General features: G+C 69.6%; 6 protein-coding genes. All 6 read left to right on the top strand.

The window, feature by feature from the left end; translation table 11 throughout:
- The first annotated feature begins 101 nt into the window (after positions 1–101).
- Positions 102–623: a YceI family protein gene (locus K0M70_RS04080; protein WP_290779622.1), complete on the top strand. Its 522-nt coding sequence runs from the start codon at positions 102–104 to the stop codon at positions 621–623.
- A 98-nt stretch (positions 624–721) separates the two neighbouring features.
- A complete protein-coding gene (locus K0M70_RS04075; protein ID WP_290779619.1) occupies positions 722–2,560 on the top strand; it encodes a phospholipase D family protein in 1,839 nt (612 codons plus the stop codon).
- Between the two features lie 103 nt (positions 2,561–2,663).
- Positions 2,664–3,272: a YkvA family protein gene (locus K0M70_RS04070; protein WP_290779616.1), complete on the top strand. Its 609-nt coding sequence runs from the start codon at positions 2,664–2,666 to the stop codon at positions 3,270–3,272.
- A 46-nt stretch (positions 3,273–3,318) separates the two neighbouring features.
- Complete coding sequence (locus tag K0M70_RS04065; protein ID WP_290779625.1) at positions 3,319–3,708, top strand: hotdog fold thioesterase; 390 nt, start codon at positions 3,319–3,321, stop codon at positions 3,706–3,708.
- Positions 3,709–3,767: 59 nt separating this feature from the next.
- Entirely contained in the window at positions 3,768–4,559 is a 792-nt protein-coding gene (locus tag K0M70_RS04060) for a lysophospholipid acyltransferase family protein (protein WP_290779614.1), read from the top strand.
- Positions 4,560–4,562: 3 nt separating this feature from the next.
- Positions 4,563–5,330 (top strand): alpha/beta fold hydrolase (locus K0M70_RS04055; RefSeq protein ID WP_290779612.1); only part of this gene is annotated, 768 nt, incomplete at its 3' end.

Below are 5,330 nucleotides of genomic sequence, written 5' to 3'. Positions count from 1 at the left end.
CCCCCTCGTCCCCGGCACCGCCGGGCTGGCCGCCTTCTGGTGGCCGTGACTTAATGATCCGGTCCTGGCTTGGCGCACTGTGCCTGGCCGGACTGGTGGTCATGGCCATGGCCACCCCGACCCGCGAAAGTTTCGATCCGGCACGCTCCTCCGCCAGCTTCGGCGTGAAGCTGCGCCTGTCGGGCGACGTGCCCGGGCACTTCCGCCGGATCGAAGGTGAACTCGAACCCGAACCGGACGGCCGCTGGCGCGTGCAGGTGCGCGTGGACGCCCGCGACCTGGCGCTCGATGGCCCCGGCTGGATGCTGCGCAATACGCGTTCGAAGAGCTTCCTGGACGTCGACAACCATCCCGAGATCGGCTTCACCTCCCGGCCGTTCGAGCGGGCGCTGTTGGCCAGCGGCGGCAAGCTCAAGGGCCAGCTGGAGCTGCGCGGACGCAATCGTGCGGTCACCTTCATCCTGGCGCCGAGCCCCTGCCAGAAGCCGGGGCACGGCTGCGACATCCGCGTGCTGGGCGTCGTCAGCCGGCGCAGCTTCGGCATGACCAGCCAGCGCATGTGGCTGCGCGACGAAGTGAGCTTCGATTTCCGGGTGCGGCTGCTCAAGGCTGACGCGGGGTGAAGCTGCGGCTGGAAACGACCGCTGGGGGGATCCGTTCAGCCTCGAAGCCCCGCCAGGCGCTACCTTCCTCAGGTGCTCCCGTGCGTGAACCCCACTTGATGACTCCTTTCCTGCGTTTTTGTCTCACCGCCGCCGCCCTGCTGGCGATGACGGGCTGCTCGACGCTGTCCAAGCGCGACCAGCAAACCGCCGTGGATCTGGCGCACGCCGGACAAAGCAACGTGGTGGGCTGTGAACAGGGGGTGGACTGCGCCGTGGCGTCACCGCTGCTGTCGCTGGGCATCCATGCCGCCACCGATTCCGCGCCCGGTGCGCCGCGGCACTACGTCGCCCTGCTTGAGCGCGGCCAGGATGCGCTGCTGGCTCGCGTGCACCTGATCCGGGCGGCGCGCCGCACCATCGAGCTGCAGAGCTTCATCTTCGATGCCGACGTCAGCGGCGCGCTTATCCTGGACGAACTGCTGGCCGCGGCGCGGCGCGGCGTGAAGGTGCGCGTGCTGCTGGACCAGCTTTACGGCCTGCCCGACCCCGACCTGCAGGCCACCCTGGCCGGCCAGCACCGGAATTTCGAGCTGCGCCTGTACAACCCCACCTTCGACGATGCCAGGACCAGCGCCCTGCAGTACGCGGCCGGCATCCTGTGCTGTTTCACCCAGTTCAACCAGCGCATGCACAGCAAGCTGCTGCTGGTGGACGGGCAGGCCGGCATCACCGGCGGCCGCAATGTCCAGGACCGCTACTTCGACTGGGCCGAGGGCTACAACTATCGCGACCGCGACATCCTGGTCACCGGACCGGTCACCCGCGCCATGGCCGCCAACTTCGAGGCGTTCTGGGACTACGAGCGCACGCGGCCCACCGAGCGGCTGGGCGACGTGGCGCAGCGGCTGATCAATGCCCAGGGCGTGCCGGACAACCCCCTGCTGGCCCCGGGCGCCGAGCGCTCGCTGCGGGTGCGGGCCATGCGGGCCGAGGCGGGCGATGGCAATGCGGTGTTCCGGCGCCTGGAGCCGCTGCTGCAGGCCGTGGGCCGGGTGGAGTTCTACGCGGACCTGCCGGAAAAGCACGGCGAACAGCCGCCGGAAGAAGACGCCTCGGTGGCCATGCGCGACCTGGTGGCGGGTACCCGCAATGAGCTGGTCATGCAGACGCCCTACCTGGTGCTGTCGCGCCCGGCGCGCCAGCTGTTCCGCGAGCTGCGTGCCCGGGAGGACCGCCCGGTCATCCTGGTGTCCACCAACTCGCTGGCCGCCACCGACGCTTTCCCGGTTTACGCGATGAGCCACAAGTACAAGCGGCTTTACCTGCGCGAGCTGGGCTTCCGCATCCACGAATACAAGCCTTACCCGGCCAGCTCGCCCATCAACCTGGCCGCCACGGGCGCCTTCGGGGACGTGCGTGCGGCGTCGCTGCCGATGTTCGGTTCCGGTTCGCGCGGCTCGGCCAGCGGCCCGGTGCCCCTCAAGAGCGCGGGGGTGCGGGTGGGCCTTCACGCCAAGTCGCTGGTGGTGGACGACCGGATAGCCGTGGTCGGTACCCACAACTTCGACCCGCGGTCGGACCACTACAACACCGAGTCCATGCTGGTGGTGCACGACGCGGAGTTCGCGGTGGCGCTGTCGGCCAGCATCCGCCAGGACATGAAGCCCGGCAATTCGTGGCTGATCGCCGCCCAGGAAAAGCCGCCGGTGCTGTCGGGGCTCAACTACAGCCTGGGCAAACTGTCCGAAAAGCTGCCGATCTTCGACCTGTGGCCCTTCCCCTACGCCACCAGCTACGAGCTCAAGCCCGGCTGCAACCCGATCGAGCCGGGGCAGCCGGGCTTCTTCACCTGCCATGAGGACGTGGGCGCGTTCCCGGAAGTGGACCTGCCGCTCAAGACCGTCTACACCCGCATCCTCACCGCCTTTGGCGCCGGGCTGGTGCCGATCCTGTGACGCGGCGGCCGGCCCGGGCGCCGGCCCGTCGTGCTTTGATTGACGCCGCACCGGCCCCAGCCTAGGCTGGCCGTCTTCGCAAACCACTGCCGGACCCACTCGCATGCCCTTGTCGATCAGCTTCGAACTCTCCGACCGCGACCTCACGCACTTCACCCAGGCCCTTGAAGCCGCCCGCGCCTCGGCCGGCAGCAAGACCACGGAAGAAATCATCGCGGCCGCTTCGGCGCTGCTGGTGGACGCCGGCAAGGTCGAAGTGCCCGACTTCATCGCCGACCGCCTGGACCGGCTGGACGCGCTGATCGCGATGGCCACCGACGAGGGCTGGCACCTGCCCGAGGCAGACCGCCAGCGCGTGCTGTCGGCCCTGGTGTACTTCGCCGATCCCAAGGACGTAATCCCGGACAGCGTGCCGGTGCTGGGCTACTTCGACGACGCGATCGCGATCGAGATGTGCGTCAAGGAGCTGACCTTCGAGATCGAAGCCTACGAAGAGTTCTGCGACTACCGCCAGAGCGGCGCCGACCGCCGCGGTATCGATCCGGCCACCGTGGGTCGCGCCGACTGGCTTGAAGCGCGCCGCGACGAACTGGTGGACCGGATGCACCAGCGCCGCAACCGTGAATCGGGCAGCGGCTACGGCGCCAGCTCGGGTTATGCCCGCCGCGGCTACACCAGCTCCTACCGCCCGGGCCCGATGCGCGTCCGCTGATCCTTCAGTGAGCGACCCGTTCCGGCAGCGTCCCTCTCCCGAGGCGCTGACCCAGCTGCTCGCCGGCACCGCCGGCGAAAGCCTGGGCATCACCATCACCGAAGTCGGCTCCGACTTCCTGCGCGGCACCATGCCCGTGGATCGCCGCACCGTGCAGCCCTTCGGGCTGCTGCACGGCGGCTCGTCGGTGCTGCTGGCCGAAACGCTGGCCAGCCTGGCCGGCTACCTGTGCCTGGAGCCGGGCGCCCAGCAGCAGGCGGCGGGCATCGAGATCAACGCCAACCACCTGCGCGCCGTTACCGAAGGTGTGGTGACCGGCACCGCGCGGCCCATCCACCTGGGTCGCGCCACCCAGGTCTGGGAAATCCGCATCGAAGACGCGAAGGGCCGGCTGGCCTGCATTTCGCGCATGACCGCGGCCGTGGTCGGCCGCTGACGGCGACGATACTCCCGCGTCGGGTGTTTACTCGGCTTGGCTGCGGCACAATGCCGGCCATGTCCGCACACACTGAAACCGCCGGCTTGCCGCGCGACTGGCGGCGCCCGCTGCGCTACCTCTGGCGTACGCCGCTGCTGGCCCTGCACCTGGTGCTGGGCCTGCCGTTCACGCTGCTGATGATCAACCCGCTGTCGGCCCGCATCGAGATGCGCGGTGAGCGCCTGGACCACCTCGTCATCCGCTGGTGGTCGGGCACCCTGATGGCCATCTTCGGCTTCCGGGTGCGCCGTTACGGCACGCCGCTGCCGGGCGCGGCGCTGTTCGTGGCCAACCACGTCAGCTGGATCGACATCGTGCTGGTACACAGCCAGCGCATGATGGGCTTCGTGGCCAAGGCCGAGATTTCGCGCTGGCCGCTGGTGGGCTGGGTGGCCAGCCGCGGCGGCACCATCTACCACCACCGCGGCAACAACGACTCGCTGCACGGCGTGATGCACGCGATGGTCGAGCGCTTGGCCGAGGGATTGGCCGTGGGCGTGTTTCCCGAGGGCAAGACCACGCGCGGGGACGCCATCGGCACCTTCCACGCGCGCATTTTCCAGCCGGCCGTGCTGGCCGGCGTGCCGGCGCAGCCGGTGGCGCTCAAGTACGGCCTGCGCGGCGACGCCCAGACCATCGTGGCCTTCGGCGCAAACGAAAATTTCCTGCAGAACTTCCTGCGCCTGCTGGGTGAGCCGGGCCGCATGGCCGAAGTGCACTTCCTCGAGCCGGTGGCGTCGAGCGAGGACGGTCGCCGCCGCATGGCCGAGACCTGCCGCGAGCGCATCATCGCGGCGATGGCGGGCTGAACCATGCCGGGTGAATACCGCCCCCCGCGCTGGCTTCGCAACCCGCACGTGCAGTCGGTGCTCAGTTCGATGCCGTTGCGCCGGGCCACCGGCCAGCGCGCGCTGCAGCGCCTGGGCGCGGTCACGGTGGAACACATCATCGAGGTCGAGGATGGCGTGAGGCTGCAGGGCTTCCACAGCCACGTGCCCGGCCCGGAGGCGCGGGGGCTGGCGCTGCTGCTGCACGGCTGGGAAGGCAGCAGCGAATCGAGCTACATGCGCCATACCGCCGCGAACCTGCTGGCCAGCGGGTTCGAGGTGTTCCGGCTCAATTTCCGCGACCACGGTGACACCCACCACCTCAACGAGGGCCTGTTCCACTCGTGCCGGCTGTCGGAAGTGGTGCAGGCGGCGCTGGAAGTGTCGCGCCGGTGCCCGGCGCGGCCCATGGTGGCCGCGGGGTATTCGCTGGGCGGCAACTTTGCGCTGCGCCTGGCGCTGTCGGCGCCTGCGGCCGGCCTGCCGCTGGTGCATGCGGCGGCCGTCTGCCCGGCCATCGACCCGTCGGCGGTGATGCGCACGCTGGAGTCCGGGTCGCCGTTCTACCACTGGTACTTCATGAAGAAGTGGCGCAGCTCGCTGCTGCGCAAGCGCGCGCTGTTCCCGCAGCACCACGACTTCGACGACGCGGTGCTGGCCCAGGACATGCGCGGGCTGACCCGCTGGCTGGTGGAGCGCCACACCACCCTGGCCGACGTGGAGAACTATTTCGACGGCTACGCCGTTGCCGGC

This window comes from Arenimonas sp., from assembly GCF_019459675.1.
In the GTDB taxonomy this organism is placed as follows: domain Bacteria; phylum Pseudomonadota; class Gammaproteobacteria; order Xanthomonadales; family Xanthomonadaceae; genus Arenimonas.
The sequence above is the reverse complement of the archived record's forward strand: the minus strand, read 5'-3'. Positions and strand labels throughout refer to the sequence as shown.